The 18,083-nt window shown below is 66.8% G+C and carries 13 protein-coding genes; 9 read left to right on the forward strand and 4 right to left on the reverse strand.

Translation table 11 applies throughout. The annotated features are described in order from the left end of the window. Positions 1-64: 64 nt before the first annotated feature. Together H556_RS0111000 and rpe are read right to left on the reverse strand one after the other, a co-directional pair. Positions 65-1,879 (reverse strand): heparinase II/III family protein, encoded by a 1,815-nt coding sequence (locus tag H556_RS0111000; RefSeq protein WP_024354475.1) that lies wholly within the window; start codon positions 1,877-1,879, stop codon positions 65-67. Further along, positions 1,876-2,556: a ribulose-phosphate 3-epimerase gene (rpe, locus tag H556_RS0111005; protein WP_024354476.1), complete on the reverse strand. Its 681-nt coding sequence runs from the start codon at positions 2,554-2,556 to the stop codon at positions 1,876-1,878. Before rpe ends, H556_RS0111000 begins: the two co-directional genes overlap by 4 nt. 336 nt (positions 2,557-2,892) lie before the next feature. Between rpe and H556_RS0111010 the strand changes: the two genes are divergently transcribed. Further along, positions 2,893-3,873, forward strand: coding sequence for a magnesium transporter CorA family protein (locus H556_RS0111010; RefSeq protein WP_024354477.1), 981 nt, complete (start codon positions 2,893-2,895; stop codon positions 3,871-3,873). On the opposite strand, the gene H556_RS0111015 is transcribed toward H556_RS0111010, so the two are convergent. Next, positions 3,870-4,601, reverse strand: a complete 732-nt coding sequence (locus H556_RS0111015) for a TetR/AcrR family transcriptional regulator (protein WP_024354478.1) — start codon at positions 4,599-4,601, stop codon at positions 3,870-3,872. The genes H556_RS0111010 and H556_RS0111015 overlap by 4 nt on opposite strands. A 178-nt stretch (positions 4,602-4,779) precedes the next feature. On the opposite strand from H556_RS0111015, the gene H556_RS0111020 reads away from it, so the two are divergent. The 7 genes from H556_RS0111020 (at position 4,780) to H556_RS0111050 (ending at position 16,455) form a co-directional block, all read left to right on the forward strand. Continuing rightward, a complete protein-coding gene (locus tag H556_RS0111020; protein WP_024354479.1) occupies positions 4,780-7,038 on the forward strand; it encodes a TonB-dependent receptor in 2,259 nt (752 codons plus the stop codon). 122 nt (positions 7,039-7,160) lie between these two features. Further along, a complete protein-coding gene (locus H556_RS0111025) occupies positions 7,161-8,687 on the forward strand; it encodes a spinster family MFS transporter (RefSeq protein WP_024354480.1) in 1,527 nt (508 codons plus the stop codon). Positions 8,688-8,832: 145 nt separating this feature from the next. Next, positions 8,833-10,023, forward strand: coding sequence for an ADP-forming succinate--CoA ligase subunit beta (gene sucC, locus H556_RS0111030; protein ID WP_024354481.1), 1,191 nt, complete (start codon positions 8,833-8,835; stop codon positions 10,021-10,023). 47 nt (positions 10,024-10,070) lie between these two features. Continuing rightward, positions 10,071-10,973, forward strand: coding sequence for a succinate--CoA ligase subunit alpha (gene sucD, locus H556_RS0111035; protein WP_024354482.1), 903 nt, complete (start codon positions 10,071-10,073; stop codon positions 10,971-10,973). A gap of 395 nt (positions 10,974-11,368) precedes the next feature. After that, positions 11,369-14,383 carry a 2-oxoglutarate dehydrogenase E1 component gene (locus tag H556_RS0111040; protein WP_024354483.1) on the forward strand — a complete coding sequence of 1,005 codons (3,015 nt, stop codon included), beginning with the start codon at positions 11,369-11,371 and terminating at the stop codon, positions 14,381-14,383. Between the two features lie 55 nt (positions 14,384-14,438). Beyond that, the gene (odhB, locus tag H556_RS0111045) at positions 14,439-15,932 is read left to right on the forward strand and encodes a 2-oxoglutarate dehydrogenase complex dihydrolipoyllysine-residue succinyltransferase (protein ID WP_024354484.1); all 1,494 of its coding nucleotides are present in this window, start codon (positions 14,439-14,441) and stop codon (positions 15,930-15,932) included. 85 nt (positions 15,933-16,017) lie between these two features. Then, a complete protein-coding gene (locus H556_RS0111050) occupies positions 16,018-16,455 on the forward strand; it encodes a putative signal transducing protein (protein WP_024354485.1) in 438 nt (145 codons plus the stop codon). On the opposite strand, the gene H556_RS0111055 is transcribed toward H556_RS0111050, so the two are convergent. Then, the gene (locus H556_RS0111055) at positions 16,452-16,718 is read right to left on the reverse strand and encodes a DUF6356 family protein (RefSeq protein ID WP_024354486.1); all 267 of its coding nucleotides are present in this window, start codon (positions 16,716-16,718) and stop codon (positions 16,452-16,454) included. The genes H556_RS0111050 and H556_RS0111055 overlap by 4 nt on opposite strands. A 157-nt stretch (positions 16,719-16,875) precedes the next feature. On the opposite strand from H556_RS0111055, the gene H556_RS0111060 reads away from it, so the two are divergent. After that, positions 16,876-18,081, forward strand: a complete 1,206-nt coding sequence (locus H556_RS0111060; protein ID WP_024354487.1) for an acyl-CoA dehydrogenase — start codon at positions 16,876-16,878, stop codon at positions 18,079-18,081. The last annotated feature ends 2 nt before the right edge of the window (positions 18,082-18,083 follow it).

Genomic DNA, 18,083 nt, shown 5'->3' on the forward strand with positions numbered 1-18,083 from the left:
CCGTTTACGGCTGGGGCGGGGAGATGGCGGGGCCTCTAGCACCAACGGGACGCGGCGTCAGCCCTTAGTCCGGATCGCCGCTCGCGCCTGCCGGGCTCAGCTTCCAGCGAACCTTGGTTTCGGCGTCGGTACGGGCTGAGCCGCGGACGACGATCTGGAGGCTGCGACGGGTCAGGCCTTCGTCGATGTGGACGGCGGGTTCGATGGCCACGTCGGGGCCGTCGCTGCGGAACCACCAGCCGCGACCGGACGGGCCGCGCAGCAGGATGGAGCGGCGGTCGCGGGCCAGCGAGGCCTGCACCCCCGGCTCGAGCTGGAAGCGCAGGGCGTAGGGGGCGGCGATGGCGCGCGTCGCTTCCGGGCGGCCTTCGGGCGGATGCAGCCGCTCCTCGGCGCGCAACTCGTCCAGACGCTGGTCGATATAGAGGCGACGCTGGTGCATCAGACCATGCAGCGGCATCCAGCCGTCGTGCTCGACCTCCAGCCAGACGGCGCCGTCGCCTTCCTGATGCTGGCGCGTGACGTGCAGGGCGGGGCCGACGAGGCGCGGGCCCAGCAGTTCGCCCTTCCAGCCGGACAGGGGTTCGCCCAGCGGCTGTTCGCCCAGCGTCAGGGTCGAGGCGCCGGGCGTCAGGCGCAGGGCCTGGCGGTCCAGGGCGCGCGGCGTCCATCCGGCCGAGGTGAACAGGCGGTCGCGGCCGCAGACGACCTCCAGCGCGGCGGGCTGGCCGCAGGCGGCGGCCGACCAGGCGTTGCGGGCGGGCGCCTCGACATCGACCATGACGGTCAGCAGGGGGCTGGAGACGCGCAGCAGGCCGCCGACGGCGCCGCTGGGCGGGGCGGCGGGGGCGTCGTCATGGGCGCGCGCGGCGGCGATGCGCTCGGGCGTCGAGGGGCCGCCGCCCTGAAACACGGCCAGCTTCCGGTCGGGCAGGGTCTGGATGCGCAGGGCCAGGGTCAGGCGCGATATGGATTCGGCGACGGCCTCGGGCGTGACTTCGGACAGCTGGGCCAGGGCGTCGTCCAGCGTCAGCAGGTCCAGCAGCAGCTCCAGCCCCATTTCCGGCGCGCGAGAGGCGTGGCCGCCGTCGGGCGCGACCGTGGCGCTCAGGGCGGCGGGCAGGCGTTTCAGCGCCCGGTTGCGGATGGCGGCGCCGGTCTTGCCGGTCAGGGCGCAGCCGGCGACGGCGGCGGCGGTCAGGCGCTCGGCCCGGCCCATGATCCCGCCGGGCGGGCGCAGCAGCTGGCGCGCCTGATGGGCCAGGATATCGGTCAGCTGAAGGCGTTCGACCTCGGTCGCCGCGCCCGCCAGCCGCCGTCCGGCGCAGGCCAGGTGATAGACGCGGCGGGCCAGAATGTCCGGATCCCAGGAGAAGGGCGACCAGCGGCTGAAGACCTCATTCCAGGCCAGCGTCAGAGCCAGAACTTCGCGCACGCCGCGATCGCCCTGAGCCATCATGGCGGGCAGCCAGTTGAAGCTGTGAAGCTCGACCGCAAAGGCGCGGCTCGGCGTGGGACTGTTCCACAGCTCGGTCGGGGTTCCGGCGTCCAGGCTCAGGCCCGCCAGCGTCAGCTTGCCCGACAGCAGGGGGCGCGGCGCCTCCTCGGGCAGGGGGCGGAAGTCGCGCGGGCTGACGGCGAAGCCCTCGGCGGTCGGACCGCCCAGCGTCAGGCCATAGCCGGGCAGGCCGTACAGTTCGATCCACGCCTGGCGCGCAACCAGTCCCTTGGCGACCGAGGCCCACAGGCGCGGATCCGGCCGCGCGCCCGAGGCGGCGCGCACGGGGGTCCGCATGGGGGCGCCCTTCAGGCCGGGGATGTGCCCCTCGGCCAGGGGGACGTCGCTGTCGCGCGGGGCGAAGGGGCCGAGAGGGCTCACGCGGCGGCGGCCTTCAGGGCCTGGATGTTGGCGGCATAGGCGTCCGGCCCGCCCTTGAAGACGAAGGAGCCGGCGACCAGAGCATCGGCTCCGGCGGAGACGCAGGCCCCGGCGTTGGCGGCGACCACGCCGCCGTCGACCTGAAGGTGCGCCTTCGATCCCACGCGGTCGAGGATGGCGCGGGCGCGCTCGATCTTTTTCAGCGAGGTCTCGATGAATTTCTGACCGCCGAAGCCGGGATTCACCGACATGATCAGCACCAAGTCGACCAGTTCGACCGCCTCTTCCAGCACGCTGAGCGGCGTAGCCGGATTGAAGACGAGGCCCGCCTTGGCCCCCAGCTGGCGGATCTGGCCGAGCGTGCGGTGGACGTGGGGGCCGCTTTCGGGATGGACGCTCATGATGTCGGCGCCCGCCGCGCGATAGGCCTCCAGCCAGTTGTCGACCGGGGCGACCATCAGGTGCACGTCGAACGGCAGGGTCGTGTGCGGGCGCAGGGCCTTCACCACATCCGGGCCGATGGTCAGGTTGGGCACGAAATGGCCGTCCATGACATCGACGTGAATCCAGTCGGCGCCCGCCGCTTCAAGCGCGCGGATTTCCTCGCCCAGCCTGGAGAAGTCGCTGGCCAGGATGGAGGGGCAGATCAGCGGGGCGGTCGCGGTCGTCTGGGTCATGGCCTTGCGACTTACGTGGGTGCGAGGCGAGGGGCAAGCCGGGCCGCTGAGGCAAGCCCGCGCGTTCCGCATTGTTTCGAGCGCGCGGCGGCGTTTCGCGGCGACTGGGCGGAAAGGTCACACTCCGCCATCGGCTGGCCTCGGGAGAAGGCGGGCGGTTGACCCTGGTTTGCGAACGCGTCAAGACGCCTGCGCCGTCCAGATGCCTGTCGTGGGGCGGCGTCTTTTTTGGAAACCCTCAGATGAACCCCGAAGACCGAAGTCTGTCTTCAACTTCTTCGACGCTCTGAGGACGCTTTCGCTTCCGCGCGAGCGCCCTCGCGAAAGGAAGCAACCATGCTGAACGCCTATGACTGGCGCGCCGATCGGCTCGTGCGCCTTGATACGGCCGTGGATCACGGCCCTGCCTGCTGGATCGATCTCGTCTCTCCGACCGCCGAGGAGGCGGCTGCGCTGGAGGTCATGACCGGCATCGACATCCCCAGCCGAGATGAGATGGACGACGTCGAACCGTCCGCCCGCCTGTATGCCGAAGACGGCGGCGTCTTCATGATCGGCTCTGTCGCCACCGATCTGGAGACCCACGATCCGATCAAGACGCCGGTGACCTTCATCCTGAAGGGTGGGCGGCTGGTGACGGTCAGCTACGGCCAGCCGCGCTCCTTCCAGACCTTCATCGCCCACGCCACCCACAAACCTGGCGAAAAGCTGGCGGGCGGCGAGGCCGTCATGATGGGGCTGATCGAGGCCGTCATCGACCGTTACGCCGACGCGCTGGAGACCAAGGGACTGGAGCTGGACGCCATCTCGCGGATGATCTTCCGCAAGCGCGACCCCAAGGCGATGGAGAGCCACAACCTTCAGGCGGTGATCCGGGACATCGGCCGGGCGGGCGACTTCCTGGCCCTGATCCGCGAAAGCCTGTCCAGTCTGCAGCGGCTGCTGGCCTATCATGCGGCCGTGTCAGGCGCGCGGGCGGCCAACAAGGCCGACCGCGAGGCGCGTCAGACCGTGCGCCTGTTGCAACGGGACGCGATGGCGCTGAGCGAGCTCAGCGTCTCCATGTCGTCCAAGGTGACGTTCCTGATGGATGCGACTCTGGGGCTGATCAATCTGGAGCAGAACCAGATCATCAAGATTTTCTCGGTCGCGGCCGTAGCGCTGCTGCCGCCGACGCTGATCGCCTCGATCTACGGCATGAACTTCGACGTCATGCCGGAACTGCACTGGCGGTACGGCTATCCGGCGGCGGTCGGAGCGATGATCCTGTCGGCGGCCCTGCCTTATTTCGTCTTCCGCAAGAAACGCTGGCTCTAATCGTCCTGAGCCGGGCCGCAGACGGCGCGGAAACCGGCGGCGGCGAAGCGCACCATGTAGTCGCATGCGCTGTCCAGATCGCCTGACCGGCACAGCCCGCCGGACAGGCGGTCCAGCCGCCCCGTTTCCCCCAGCGTCAGGGTCAGGGCGCCCGACAGGTTATGATAGGCCCAATAGAGGTCCGCCTCGTCCGCCTCGGGCAGGATGCGCTTGACCAGTTCAAGCAGGCGCCGGATCGCCGGGTCGAAATAGCGGGCCATCGTCTCGCCGCCGAAGGCGGGGTTGGCGTTGGTCTGGGCCACCAGAGCGGCGTAGTGCTTCCAACCCGGCCCGCCTTTCAATGACCACTGGAACGGCGGGCGCAGGAAGGCTTCCAGCAGGCCTTCCAGCGTCATGGCGTCGCCTGCGGCCTCGGCGTAGCGGTCGACGGCGGCGACGCGCTCGCTGTTCCACACCTCGGCGCGGCGGTTGAAGACGGAGTCGAACAGCTCCTTCTTGGCTCCGAAATAATAGTGGACCAGCGCCGTATCCACGCCCGCCTCGCGCGCCACCTCGCGGATGGTGACGCCATAGAAGCCGTGTTTGGAAAACAGGTCCTCGGCCGCGTTCATGATGGCGTCCCGGGTCTCACCGGCGGCGGCGGCCTTGGACTTCTTGGGACGCCCGCGCCGCGTCGGGGCGGCGGGCTGGGCGGGAATCTGGGGCGGCGGCAGGTCGCTCTTCGTCATGGCGGGAAGCTAGTCGCGCTTCGGGGGTTAGTGCAACGGCGCCACAGGGCGGCCTTTCTGCGGCCTGAGGCAGGCCTCGTCGTTTGACAGGAGGCGGAAACCCGGTCACCTATGCTGAAAATCATTGAACGCTGAATAAAAAAGCGTCGATCGGGCCGGAAACAAGATTGGGATGCACATGAACAGACTCGTGAAGACCGCCCTGCTGGCGGGCGCCGCCTTCGGCGCAATGGCCTCTGCGGCCCAGGCTCAAGACACGACGGCGCCGGAAGGCGCGTCTCAGGTCGAAGACATCATCGTCACCGCCCGCCGTACCGAAGAGTCGGCGCAGAAGACGCCTCTGGCGCTGACCGCGTTCAGCGGCGAGACGCTGGAGCGCACGGGCGCCCAGCAGGTGACGGACCTGCAAGGCGCGGTGCCGAACCTGAACCTGGTTCAGGGGCGCGGCTCGTCGAACTCGACCAACATCTACATCCGCGGGGTGGGTCAGCCGGACGCCCTGCAGACCTTCGACCCGGCCGTCGGCGTCTATGTCGACGATGTCTATTATTCGCGTATCCGCGGCACCCAGTTCGACCTGCTGGATCTGGAGCGTGTCGAAATTCTGCGCGGTCCTCAGGGCACCCTTTACGGCAAGAACACCATCGGCGGCGCCATGAAGCTGGTGTCGCGCCGCCCAGACCAGGAGTTCCGCGCGCGCGCCTCAGCCGCCTATGGCGATTATGATCTGGTTGAAGTCCAAGGCTCCGTCTCCGGGCCGGTGACCGACACTCTGGCTCTGGGCCTGTCGGCTCTGCATTCGGAACGCGGCGGCTATGTCACCGATCCGGCCACCGGCGCTGAATACAACGACAAGAACTCGACCGCCGTGCGCGCCAGCCTGGCCTGGGACCCGGCTTCGAACTTCCGCATCGACCTGAACGCTGACTACGCCAAGGACGACGCGGGCATGACGGTTGGTCAGGCCCAGAATGATCTGACGGACCTGCTGAAGACCACCGTCCTGCGTCCCGTGCCGAATCCGGTTCCGAAGTATGATTTCAAGACCCGCACGACGACGGGCCTGCCGAACGAGACGCGGCTGGAAAGCTGGGGCACGGCTCTGCGCGCGACCTGGGACCTGTCCGACGTCCTGTCGCTGAAGTCGATCACCTCCTATCGCGCGATGACGACGGACGACTACATCGACTTCGATGCGACCGAGCTGGAGATCGCCGACGCCCTGGTGGCCGTGGATCAGAACCAGTTCAGCCAGGAGCTGCAGCTGACCTACACCGGCGACCGCCTGAACGCGGTGGCGGGCCTGTACTACCTCAAGGAAGACGTCGACTCCCATCAGGAGAGCTACAATGACGCCCTGCTGGGGCCGGCGTTCGGCAACTCGGGCTTTCTGCGCACCATCGACGATACGCTGGAGACGACCTCCAAGGCCGTCTACGGAAACGTCAGCTATGACGTGACCGACAGGCTGCGCCTGTCAGCGGGCGTCCGCTACACTGAGGAAGAGAAGGACTACTGGCGCACGACCTCGACCTTCTACAGCCTGCTGCCGGCGTTCAACGCGACCTATGTCTTCACGCCGGACGTGGGCAAGTACGACGACACGTCGATCATGCTGTCGGCTGACTATCAGCTGTCCGACGACGCCATGGTCTATGCGCGTTATTCGCAGGGCTTCAAGTCGGGCGGCTTCAACGGCCGCGCCAACTCGCCGACCGAGGCGACCGAGTATCAGCCGGAAACGGCCGACTCCTTCGAAGTCGGCGCCAAGACCTCCTTCTGGGACCGTCGCGCCCGCCTGAACCTGGCGGCCTTCATGACCAAGTATGAAGACTTCCAGGCGCGCGTCGCCGGCCTCGACACCGATCCGGTCACGGGCCTGCCGGCGCCGGTCCTGTCGGTGCTGAACGCTGGTCAGCTGGACATCTTCGGCTTCGAGCTGGAAGGCGTTCTGGTTCCGATCCGCGGCCTGACGTTGGACGCTCAGGTCGGCTTCCTTGAAGCCGACTACAAGGAGTTCAAGGACGACCGCTTCGCCAACTTCGGCGGCAGCCGCGCCTTCCAGGACCCGGCCTTCTCGCCCAAGTGGACCCTGCGGGTCGGCGGCCAGTATGAGTGGTTCCTGTCGGGCGGCTCGTCCGTGACGGTCGGCGGCGCGGCCAAGTTCCGCTCCAAGATGGCTCTGGCGGTGGACAACACCTACGAGAACACGGCCACCGAAATCCCCGGCATGTATCAGGACGACTACTGGCTGTATGACGCTCGCGTCGTCTGGTCGGACGCGTCGGACCGCTACACGGTCGGTCTGTACGGCCAGAACCTGTCGGACGAAGTCTACAAGACCGACGCCCAGGAATTCTCGTCCATCGGCAACATCCGCACCGCCTATTACGGCGCGCCGCGGACCTGGATGATCAAGGTCTCGGCCAAGTATTGATGCTGCGGTCCTGAACGTAGCGCACTGGGCGGCGGTTCGTTGGAGCCGCCGCCTTTCTTTTTTGTGGCGTGGGTCGGCCAGGCCGCTACCGTCGCCTTGAGAGTCACTGTCGGGAAATGTCCATGAGCCAGACCGAAGCCGCAAATACGCCGGAGCCCGTCGTCTCGTCGCGCTATCGCTATTATGTTCTGGCGATCCTGGTCTTCGTCTACATGCTGAACTTTGTGGACCGGCAGATCATCGGCATCCTCGCCTCGCCGCTGAAGGAGCATTTCCAGTTGTCCGACAGCCAGTTCGGCCTGTTGGGCGGCATCGCCTTCGCTTCGGTCTATTCCACCCTGGCCATTCCGCTGGCATGGCTGGCGGACCGGGCCAGTCGGGTGTGGATCATGACCGGAGCCCTGACCGTCTGGTCGGGCTTCACAGCCCTGTGCGGGGTCGCCGGCTCGTTCGGCCAACTGTTCCTGTTCCGCATGGGCGTCGGCGTCGGCGAGGCCGGCGGCGTGGCGCCCGCCTATTCCCTGATCGCCGACTATTTCCCGCCGAACCAGCGCGCCCGCGCCCTGGCCGCCTTCGCCTTCGGCATTCCGCTGGGCACGGCGGGCGGCACCCTGGTCGGGGGGTTGCTGGCGGCCCAGTATGGCTGGCGCACCGCCTTCATCGTCGTGGGGCTGATCGGCGTGCTGGTCGCGCCCCTGCTGCGATTGACGGTGCGTGATCCCAGGCGCGGCGGCTCCGACCTAGCGGCCAAGGCGGCCATTGCGCCTGCCGAAGCGGCCCCTCCGGCGCCGACGGCGGGCGAGGCGGACGTCGACCTGGGCCGCAGGGTCGCCTTGATCTGCTTTGGCGTCGGCGGCCTGCTGGCCGGTCTGGGCGTCCTGTCGCTGCTCGGCGCCGGGGTCTCCAATCCCCTGGTCCCGTTCTTCGGCGCGGGTCTGTTTACGGTGATCGGGGTGTCCCTGTTCATCGCCCGGGCCACCGGCACGGTGATCATGCGCAAGAAGAGTTTCTGGCTGCTGTCCCTGGGAGCCGCCGCATCGTCGGTGTGCGGTTACGGCGTAGCGGGCTGGCTGCCGCTCTTCTTCATGCGCAGCTTCAACCTGACCCTGTCGCAGGTCAGCTGGTACTATGCCGGCATCGCCCTGATCGGCGGACTTCTGGGCATATGGCTGGGCGGGTCGCTGGCGGACAGGATGGCGCGTCGGTCCAAGGGCGCCTATCCGCTGGTGCCCGCGGTGGCCTTTATCATCTCGGCGCCCTGCTTCATCCTGGCGATGAACTCGCCGTGGCTGATCAGTCTGATACCGGGCGGGGGCAGCCATGCGATGGCGTTGGTGCTGGCCTTCCTGATCTTCCTGATCCCGACGGGGCTGAACCTGGCCTGGCTGGGGCCGGTGACGGCGGCGGTGCAGCATCTGGCCCCGGCGCCCATGCGTTCGACCGCTTCGGCCATCTTCCTGCTCATCAACAACCTGCTGGGACTGGCTGTAGGCTTCTACTATTTCGGCTGGATGAGCGACCTGCTGCGCCCGACCTTCGGCGACGAGAGCCTGCGCTGGGCCATCTATACGGGCATGGGCTTCTACCTGCTGTCGTCGGTCCTGCTGTTCGGCGCCTCGCGGACGCTGAAGAAGGACTGGGTGGACTGAGCCGTCGGGCCGGGCGATCCCGGACCGCCGCATAAGAAAATCCTCATGAGGCCATAACCAGACAGACGGTTGCGCAGGCGAAGGCGCGACGCCTATAAGCGCGGCCAAAGTTTCCACAAACCTCCCTAAACGGCGCGGATCAGACATGAACATTCACGAGTATCAGGCCAAGCAGGTCCTCAAGGGCTACGGCGCCCCGGTTGCGGACGGCGTCGCCATCACCTCGGCCGATCAGGCCGAAGCCGCCGCCAAGCAACTGCCTGGCCCGCTCTATGTCGTGAAGTCGCAGATCCACGCCGGCGGCCGCGGCAAGGGCAAGTTCAAGGAACTGGGCGCCGACGCCAAGGGCGGCGTGCGTCTGGCCTTCTCGATCGAGGAAGCCGTCGCCCACGCCAAGGAAATGCTGGGCAACACCCTGGTCACCGCCCAGACGGGCGAGGCCGGCAAGCAGGTCAACCGCCTGTACATCGAAGACGGCGCCGACATCGCCCGTGAGCTGTACTGCTCGCTACTGGTCGACCGTTCGGTCGGTCAGACCGCCTTCGTCGTCTCGACCGAAGGCGGCATGGACATCGAGGAAGTGGCCCACGCCACGCCTGAGAAGATCCACACCATCGCCATCAACCCGGAAGCCGGCGTGACCGCCGAGAACGTCGCCGCGATCAACGCCGCGCTGGAGCTGACGGGCGACGCCGCCGAAGACGGCAAGTCGCTGTTCCCGATCCTGTACAAGGCCTTCGTCGAGAAGGACATGGACATGCTCGAGATCAACCCGCTGATCGTCATGGAGAACGGCCGCCTGCGCGTTCTGGACGCCAAGGTTTCGTTCGACGGCAACGCCCTGTACCGCCACGAAGACATCCGCGCCCTGCGCGACGAGACCGAAGAAGACGCCAAGGAGATCGAGGCCTCCAAGTGGGACCTCGCCTATGTCGCCCTGGACGGCAACATCGGCTGCATGGTCAACGGCGCCGGTCTGGCCATGGCGACGATGGACATCATCAAGCTGTACGGCAAGGAACCCGCCAACTTCTGCGACGTCGGCGGCGGCGCCTCGAAGGAAAAGGTCGCAGCGGCCTTCAAGATCATCACCGCCGACCCCAAGGTCGAAGGCATCCTGGTCAACATCTTCGGCGGCATCATGAAGTGCGACGTCATCGCTGAAGGCGTCGTCGCCGCAGTGAAGGAAGTGGGCCTGAAGGTGCCGCTGGTCGTGCGTCTGGAAGGCACGAACGTCGAGCTGGGCAAGAAAATCCTGAACGAGTCGGGTCTGGCCATTACGGCCGCCGATGACCTGGACGACGCCGCCCAGAAGATCGTCGCGGCGATCGCCTAAGGCTCGACGACCGCCTCGCAGACACACAGATTTCAGAGCACAGACACATGTCCATCCTCGTTAACAAGAACACCAAGATCCTGGTCCAGGGCCTGACCGGCAAGACCGGCAGCTTCCACACCGAACAGGCCCTGGCCTACTACGGCACGCAAATGGTCGGCGGCATCCATCCGGCCAAGGGCGGCCAGACCTGGACCGGTTCGCACGGCGAAAGCCTGCCGATCTTCGCCTCGGTCGCCGAAGGCAAGGAGCGCACCGGCGCCGACGCCTCGGTGATCTACGTCCCGCCGGCAGGCGCGGCCGACGCCATCATCGAAGCCATCGAGGCGGAGATCCCCTTCATCACCTGCATCACCGAGGGCATCCCGGTGCAGGACATGGTCCGCGTCAAGGCGCGCCTGGACCGCTCCAACTCGCGCCTGCTGGGCCCGAACTGCCCCGGCGTCCTGACCCCGGAAGAGTGCAAGATCGGCATCATGCCGGGCTCGATCTTCAAGAAGGGCAACGTCGGCATCGTCTCGCGCTCGGGCACCCTGACCTATGAAGCCGTGTTCCAGACCACGAACGAAGGCCTGGGCCAGACCACGGCCGTCGGCATCGGCGGCGACCCGGTCAAGGGCACCGAGTTCATCGACGTGCTGGAGATGTTCCTGGCCGACGACGCCACCGAGTCCATCATCATGATCGGCGAAATCGGCGGCGCGGCCGAAGAGGACGCCGCCCAGTTCCTGATCGACGAAGCCAAGAAGGGCCGCAAGAAGCCGATGGCCGGCTTCATCGCGGGCCGTACGGCGCCGAAGGGCCGCACCATGGGCCACGCCGGCGCCGTCGTTTCGGGCGGCAAGGGCGATGCGGAATCCAAGATCGCTGCGATGGAGGCCGCGGGCATCCGCGTCTCGCCGTCGCCGGCGCGTCTGGGCACCACTCTGGTGGAAGTGCTGAAGGGTTAAACCCTTCAGCGGCGCACGCTGCGCGTGCGGGCGCTATCGCTCGCCGCGCGGCGGCTCGCTGCTTCAGCGCCTTTTGAGAGGCGCGGCGCTAACGCTCGCGACGCGGTCGCTCGCTGCTTGAGCGCCGGATTCACGCAAGGGTGGGTTCGGCGCAGGCGGGGGCGGATTGGACTAAAGTCTAGTCGATCCGCGTTCCGGGGACGTTTTTCGCGCCATGTGACCTTTTGTAACGCCTCCGGAATCGTCCGGAGGCGTTTTTTCTTGCGGAATCGACCAAATTCCACCCGCTCCGCCTCCCTTCGGTCATGACCAGTAAGGAAACAGGGCCTATATGAACGGCGCTGCTCTCCGCGCGGCTGTGCGCGGGCGGTTGTAAAGGGACGATTGAAAGAAAAATGGCGGACGATGCGGGTCGGCTGAACCAGGTCTTTGCCGAGACCTCCTTCCTCTATGGCGCGAACGCGGCCTTCATTGAGGACCTGCACGAAAAATGGGCCTCGGACCCCGGCTCAGTGTCGGGGGAATGGCGCGCCTTCTTCGATCAGCTGAAGGACAACGCCGACCTGGTGAAGCAGTCGGCCGCCGCCGGCTCCTGGGGCCGTTCGGGCGCGACCGAGCCGACTGAGGAAACCGCCGTGTTCGACGGCCGCTGGCCCGCGCCCAAGGTTGATCCCAAGGCCGCCGGCAAGTCCGGCGCGCGCCCGGCTCCGGCTGCAGCTGGCGCCGGTGTTTCGGCCGCCGATGTGCGCGCGGCCGCCCACGACTCCATCCGCGCCCTGATGCTGATCCGCTCTTATCGCGTGAACGGCCACCTGCAGGCGAACCTGGACCCGCTGGGCATTGAGCCGCCGGTTCAGAACCCGGAGCTGACGCCCGAATTCTACGGCTTCACCGAAGCCGACATGGACCGTCCGATCTTCCTCGACGGCGTGCTGGGTCTGGAGACCGGTTCGCTGCGCCAGGTGATCGAGCTGCTGCGCCGCACCTATTGCGGCAGCATCGGCGTGCAGTTCATGCACATCGCCGAGCCGGAAGAAAAAGCCTGGCTGCAACAGCGCATCGAGGGCCCGGACAAGTTCGCCCAGAACGCCTTCACCAAGGAAGGCAAGCTGGCCATCTTCAAGAAGCTGGCCGAGGCCGAAGGCTTCGAGCGCTTCCTGCACAAGCGCTTCCCCGGCACCAAGCGCTTCGGTCTGGACGGCGGCGAGGCCATGGTCCCGGCGCTGGAGCAGGTGATCAAGCGCGGCGGCGCCCTGGGCGTTGACGAAATCGTGCTGGGCATGGCGCACCGCGGCCGTCTGAACGTGCTCGCGGCCGTCATGGGCAAGCCCTACAAGGCCATCTTCCACGAGTTCCAAGGCGGCTCGTCCGTCCCGTCGGACATCGAGGGTTCGGGCGACGTCAAATACCACATGGGCGCCTCGTCGGACCGTGAGTTCGACGGCCACAGCGTCCACCTGTCGCTGACGGCCAACCCTTCGCACCTTGAGATCGTCAACCCGGTCGTCCTGGGCAAGTCGCGCGCCAAGCAGGCCTTCGACATCCGCGAGGCCGAGGTCAACCTCGGCAAGCCGGACACCGAATGGGTGCTGGACCGCTCCAAGGTCGCGCCTCTGCTGATCCACGGCGACGCCGCCTTCGCCGGGCAGGGCGTGGTGGCCGAATGCTTCGCCCTGATGGGGCTGAAGGGTTATCGCACCGGCGGCACCCTGCACTTCGTCATCAACAACCAGATCGGCTTTACGACGGCGCCGCGCAATTCGCGCTCGTCGCCCTATCCGTCGGATGTGGCCCTGATGGTTCAGGCGCCGATCTTCCACGTGAACGGCGACGATCCCGAAGCGGTCGTCTTCGCCGCCAAGGTGGCCACCGAATACCGCCAGAAGTTCCACAAGGACGTGGTGGTGGACATGTTCTGCTACCGTCGCTTCGGCCACAACGAAGGCGACGACCCGACCTTCACCCAGCCGCTGATGTACGCCAAGATCAAGAACCAGCCCTCGACGCTGGAGATCTACGCCAAGCGCCTGATCGCTGAAGGCGTCGTCACCCAGGCCGAGGTGGACGCCGAGATCGCCCGCTTCGAAGCCTACCTCGACGCTGAGTTCGAGGCCGGCAAGACCTTCGAAGCCAAGAAGGCCGACTGGCTGGACGGCGTCTGGAAGGGCCTGGGCGCCGAGAAGGTCGACGATGCGGCGCAACGCGGCGACACCGCCGTCTCGGCCGACAAGCTGAAGGACTTCGGTCACCGCCTGACGACGATCCCGAACAGCGTCGACGTGCACAAGACGCTGAAGCGCGTCATCGACGCCCGCCGCGATGCGGTGTCGAGCGGCCAGAACATCGACTGGGCCACGGCCGAGAGCCTGGCCTTCGCCAGCCTGCTGGACGAGGGCTACAATGTCCGCCTGTCCGGTCAGGATTCGGTGCGCGGCACCTTCTCGCAGCGTCACTCGGGCATCACCGACCAGACGACGGAAGTCCGCTACTTCCCGCTGAACAACCTGCGCGACGGCCAGGCCCACTTCGAGGTTATCGACTCGGCCCTTTCCGAAGAGGCGGTGCTAGGCTTCGAGTACGGCTATTCGCTGGCCGATCCGAACACCCTGACCATGTGGGAGGGCCAGTTCGGCGACTTCGTGAACGGCGCCCAGGTGGTGATCGACCAGTTCATCTCATCGGGCGAGCGCAAGTGGCTGCGCATGAGCGGCCTCGTGATGCTTCTGCCGCACGGCTATGAAGGCCAGGGCCCCGAGCACTCCTCGGCGCGTCTTGAGCGCTTCCTGCAGCAGTGCGCCGAGAACAATATGCAGGTCGCCAACTGCACGACGCCGGCCAACTACTTCCACATCCTGCGTCGCCAGCTGCACCGCTCGTACCGCAAGCCGCTGATCCTGATGACGCCCAAGTCTCTGCTGCGTCACAAGAAGGCGGTCTCGACCCTGGCCGACATGGCCGAGGGCAGCTCCTTCCACCGCGTGCTGCGCGACGACGCTCAGCTGCGTCCGGATGTAGCGGGCGTGACGCTCAAGGCCGACAAGGACATCCGCAAGGTCATCGTCTGCTCGGGCAAGGTCTATTACGACCTGCTGGACGCGCGCGAGAAGGCTGGCGTCAACGACATCTACATCCTGCGTCTGGAACAGTTCTATCCGTGGCCGATCAAGTCGATCTCGGCGGAACTGGCGCGCTTCCCCAACGCCGATCTGGTGTGGTGTCAGGAAGAGCCGAAGAACATGGGCGGCTGGACCTTCGTCGATCCGTGGATCGAGCTGACGCTCGAAAAGCTGGACGTGAAGGCCAAGCGCGCGCGCTACGTCGGTCGTCCGGCTTCGGCCTCGACCGCTGCGGGCCTGATGAGCCGCCATCTGAAGGAACTCGAGACCTTCCTCGCCGAGGCCATGGCCTGACCGCCGCGCCTGACCTAAAAGACAAGCAAAGTTCAGACACGAAAAGACACTGAAGATGGCCGATATCCTGACCCCCGCCCTCGGTGAATCCGTCGCCGAAGCCTCCATCGCCAAGTGGACCAAGAAGGTCGGCGACGCCGTGAAGAAAGACGAAGTCCTGGTCGAGCTGGAAACCGACAAGGTCTCGCTCGAAGTCGTGGCGCCCGCCGACGGCGTGCTGTCGGCGATCAACGCCAATGACGGCGACACGGTCGTTCCCGGCACTGTGTTGGGCTCGGTGACCGAAGGCGGCGCCGCCGCGGCTTCGGCGCCTGCCGCCGCCCCTGCTGCTGCTCCGGCCGCTGCTCCGGCCGCTTCGGGCGGCGCTGCGGTCGACATCGCCGTGCCGACGATGGGCGAAAGCGTCGCCGAAGGCTCGATCGGAACCTGGCTGAAGAAGTCGGGCGACACGGTCGCCAAGGACGAGCTGCTGGTCGAGATCGAGACCGACAAGGTGGCCGTGGAAGTCTCGGCCCCGGCCGCCGGCGTCCTGACCATCACGGCTGCTGACGGCGCCACCGTGACCCCCGGTCAGGTGATCGGTTCGGTCGCCGCCTCGGGAGCCGCTGCTGCGGCTGCTCCGGCTGCGGCTGCTGCTCCGGCCAACACGGGTTCAGCGCAGGCTCCCGCCTCGGCTCACCTGTCGCCCGCCGTTCAGCGCGTCGTGTCCGAGAACAATCTGAACCCGGCCTCGCTGTCGGCTTCGGGTCCGAAGGGCAACATCACCAAGGCCGACGCCATCGCCGCCATCGGCGCCGCCGCTCCGGCTGCGCCCAAGGCTGCTGCGCCTGCCGCTCCCCGCGCCGACCAGCCGCGCGAAGAGCGGGTGAAGATGACGCGCCTGCGTCAGACCATCGCCCGTCGCCTGAAGGAATCCCAGAACACGGCCGCCCAGCTGACCACCTTCAACGAGGTGGACATGACCAACGTCATGGCCCTGCGCGCCCAGTACAAGGAAGTCTTCGAGAAGCGCCACGGCGTGAAGCTGGGCTTCATGTCCTTCTTCACCAAGGCGGTGGTTCAGGCCCTGCATGAAATCCCGGCCGTCAACGCCGAGATCGACGGCACGGACATCATCTACAAGAACCACTACGACATCGGCATCGCCGTCGGCACCGACAAGGGTCTGGTGGTTCCGGTGCTGCGCGACGCGGATGCACTGTCGCTGGCGGGCATTGAGAAGGGCATCGCCGCCCTGGGCAAGGCCGCCCGTGACGGCGCCCTGACGATGGACCAGATGCAGGGCGGCACCTTCACCATCACCAACGGCGGCACCTATGGCTCGCTGATGTCGACGCCGATCCTGAACACGCCGCAATCGGGCATCCTTGGCATGCACAACATCGTGCAACGTCCGATGGCCGTGAACGGCGAGGTCAAGATCCGTCCGATGATGTATCTGGCCCTTAGCTACGATCACCGCATCGTCGACGGCAAGGAAGCCGTGACCTTCTTGGTCCGCATCAAGGAACTGCTGGAAGACCCGGCGCGCGCCCTGCTGGACCTGTAAGGTCCGCGCGACGCGAACGACTGACGACGGCGGGGTCTTGGGGCCCCGCCGTTTTCAATTGGGCGGCGGATGATAAGGTGACGGCATGAGCCTGGTCGAGATCGCCCGCTATCAAGACGTCTATGAGGCCGATCTGGCGGCCGCCTTCCTGTCGTCGCACGACATCGAGGTGTCCGTGACCGAGCGGTTCCAGACGACAGTCGATCCCCTGATGCAGCGCGCGTTGGGCATTCGTCTCATGGGGCGGGCGGATCAGGCCGAGCAGGCGCGCGACCTGCTGAAACGCGCGCGGGCCGGAGAGTTCGCCACGGACGAGGGCGATGACCTGAACGCGCCCGATTCAACGGTTCGTGCAGCGTCGCGCGGGCTCGCCCTGCTGGCGTTCGCGTCTGGCGCGGGCTTTGTCGGCACCAGCCTGCCGCGCCGGTTCAGCGCCTTTCAGTGGACTGGGCTGGCGATCCTGGCGGCGGTGCTTTTGCTGAGCCTGGCCTTATGGTCAGTGGGCGTGCTGAACGGCGCCTAGAGGCCGACGTCCCAGACGCCGGCGTCGCGCATCCGGCATTCGCGGGCTTCGGCGGCGCGGCCGCCCATGTCATGGGCCATGCTGCGAATGGCGTCGGACACCGTCGTCTTGTGACGGCCCGGCACGACGGCGTGGATGAATGCGCAGCCCGCCAGACGCATCAGCTTGAAGCCGAAGCGCGACGAGGCGGCCATATGCTCGAAATAGGTCTCGTTGACCTCACGCGGGTGATCGCGGAACAGACGATTGAAAGCGTTCGACATGCAGCCAGCCTAGCGTGTTCGCGCCGGTCCCTCTACCCGGCCGCCGCATTCTGGCCTAAACCCGCGCCAGGAATAGAGGGCGCTTCGTCACGTCGCTTCAACCCCGCGTGAGGCGGGCGCGGACGAATCTTCCTTTTCAGGCTCAAGAGGACGACACATGGCCGACGGCAAGACCCCTTCCGCACAGAAATCTTCGGGCCAGACGTTCCGCTGGGATGATCCGTTCGACCTGACGGGGCGGCTGACGGACGAGGAGCGGATGGTTCAGGACGCGGCGCGGTCCTATGCGCGCGAGGCCCTGCTGCCGCGCGTGGTCGCCGCCTTCCGCGACGAGGTCTTCGATCGCGCCATCATGACGGAGATGGGCGAGATGGGCTTCCTCGGCGCCATGCTGCCGGAACAGTACGGCGGTTCCGAAGCGTCGCACGTCGCCTATGGCCTGATCGCGCGCGAGGTCGAGGCGATCGACAGCGGCTATCGCTCGGCCATGAGCGTGCAGTCGTCGCTGGCCATGTACCCGATCTACGCCTTCGGCTCCGAAGAGCAGAAGATGAAGTTCCTGCCCAAGATGGCGGCGGGCGAACTGGTCGGCTGTTTCGGCCTGACCGAGGCCGACGGCGGGTCCGACCCGGCGTCGATGAAGACCACGGCGGTGGCGGTCGACGGCGGCTATCGCCTGAACGGCGGCAAATACTGGATCACCAACTCGCCCATCAGCGACCTGGCCATCGTCTGGGCCAAGCTGGACGGGACCATCCGGGGCTTCATCGTCGAGCGCGATTTCGACGGCTTCACCACGGGCAAGATCGGCGACAAGCTGTCGCTTCGCGCCTCGATCACCGGCGACATCGGCCTGAACGACGTCTTCGTGCCGGAAGCCAACATCCTGCCGGGCGTGCAGGGTCTGCGCGGGCCGTTCTCCTGCCTGAACAAGGCGCGTTTCGGCATCGCCTGGGGGGCGATGGGCGCGGCGGAATTCTGCTTCCACGCCAGCCGCGACTATGTGGCCGAGCGCACCCTGTTCGGCCGCCCGCTGTCGGCGCGCCAGCTGGTGCAGAAGAAGCTGGCCGACATGCAGACCGAGATCTTCCTCGGCTTCGAGGGCGCCTATGCCCTGGGCCGCCTGCTGGACACAGGGGCCTGGGTTCCCGAGGCCATCAGCCTGATGAAGCGCAACAACTGCGGCAAGGCCCTGGCTGTCGCGCGCGAGGCCCGAGACATGCACGGCGGGGCCGGGATCACCGGCGAACTGCACGTCATGCGCCACGCCATGAACCTGGAAACCGTCAACACCTATGAAGGCGCCCACGACGTCCACGCCCTCATCCTGGGCCGCGCCATCACCGGCGAAGCCGCCTTCTGATC

Origin of the sequence: Brevundimonas naejangsanensis DSM 23858, assembly GCF_000421705.1 — a bacterium.
Classification (GTDB): Bacteria; Pseudomonadota; Alphaproteobacteria; order Caulobacterales; family Caulobacteraceae; genus Brevundimonas; species Brevundimonas naejangsanensis.

Excerpts from the sequence above, each read along its gene's own strand:
- rpe (WP_024354476.1), bottom strand. The coding sequence starts at position 2,556 with ATGACCCAGACGACCGCGACCGCCCCGCTGATCTGCCCCTCCATCCTG.
- H556_RS0111010 (WP_024354477.1), top strand. The coding sequence starts at position 2,893 with ATGCTGAACGCCTATGACTGGCGCGCCGATCGGCTCGTGCGCCTTGAT.
- H556_RS0111015 (WP_024354478.1), bottom strand. The coding sequence starts at position 4,601 with ATGACGAAGAGCGACCTGCCGCCGCCCCAGATTCCCGCCCAGCCCGCC.
- H556_RS0111020 (WP_024354479.1), top strand. The coding sequence starts at position 4,780 with ATGAACAGACTCGTGAAGACCGCCCTGCTGGCGGGCGCCGCCTTCGGC.
- H556_RS0111025 (WP_024354480.1), top strand. The coding sequence starts at position 7,161 with ATGAGCCAGACCGAAGCCGCAAATACGCCGGAGCCCGTCGTCTCGTCG.
- sucC (WP_024354481.1), top strand. The coding sequence starts at position 8,833 with ATGAACATTCACGAGTATCAGGCCAAGCAGGTCCTCAAGGGCTACGGC.
- sucD (WP_024354482.1), top strand. The coding sequence starts at position 10,071 with ATGTCCATCCTCGTTAACAAGAACACCAAGATCCTGGTCCAGGGCCTG.
- H556_RS0111040 (WP_024354483.1), top strand. The coding sequence starts at position 11,369 with ATGGCGGACGATGCGGGTCGGCTGAACCAGGTCTTTGCCGAGACCTCC.
- odhB (WP_024354484.1), top strand. The coding sequence starts at position 14,439 with ATGGCCGATATCCTGACCCCCGCCCTCGGTGAATCCGTCGCCGAAGCC.
- H556_RS0111050 (WP_024354485.1), top strand. The coding sequence starts at position 16,018 with ATGAGCCTGGTCGAGATCGCCCGCTATCAAGACGTCTATGAGGCCGAT.
- H556_RS0111055 (WP_024354486.1), bottom strand. The coding sequence starts at position 16,718 with ATGTCGAACGCTTTCAATCGTCTGTTCCGCGATCACCCGCGTGAGGTC.
- H556_RS0111060 (WP_024354487.1), top strand. The coding sequence starts at position 16,876 with ATGGCCGACGGCAAGACCCCTTCCGCACAGAAATCTTCGGGCCAGACG.